Source organism: Burkholderia sp. LFS061 (genome assembly GCF_047978125.1).
Classification (GTDB): Bacteria; Pseudomonadota; Gammaproteobacteria; order Burkholderiales; family Burkholderiaceae; genus Burkholderia; species Burkholderia pyrrocinia_C.
Map to the genome: position 1 here is coordinate 1 of NZ_JBFPFS010000151.1, position 433 is coordinate 433.

1 protein-coding gene is annotated in these 433 nt (G+C 60.3%); it reads left to right on the forward strand.

Annotation, left to right across the window (positions count from 1 at the left end):
* On the forward strand, window positions 1-433 hold a 433-nt coding region (locus tag ACNQQL_RS36110), incomplete at both ends, for a transposase (protein WP_347069718.1).

Here is a 433-nt window from a genome sequence, read left to right on the forward strand (position 1 = left end):
CGGCCGCCCAGATCCAGACCTGCATCGTGCATCTGATCCGCAATTCGCTGAATCTGGCGAGCTGGAAAGACCGCAAGCCGCTGGCTGCCGCGATCAAGCCGATTTACCAGGCCGCCACGGCCGAGGCGGCGGCGGCAGCGCTGGACGCCTTTGCGCAGAGCGAATGGGGTCGCAAATTCCCTACCGTCGCGGCCATGTGGCAGCGCCAATGGGAACAGGTGATTCCCTTCTTCGCCTATCCGCCCGAGGTGCGTCGAATCGTATATACGACAAACGCCATCGAGAGCATGCACATGCAGTTGCGCAAGATCGTCAAGAATCGCGGCCACTTCCCGAGCGACGAAGCCGCCAGCAAACTGCTGTATCTAGCCTTGCGCAACATCGAAAAGGACTGGAAGATGCCGCCTATCACTTGGCGGCAAGCAGTCAATCA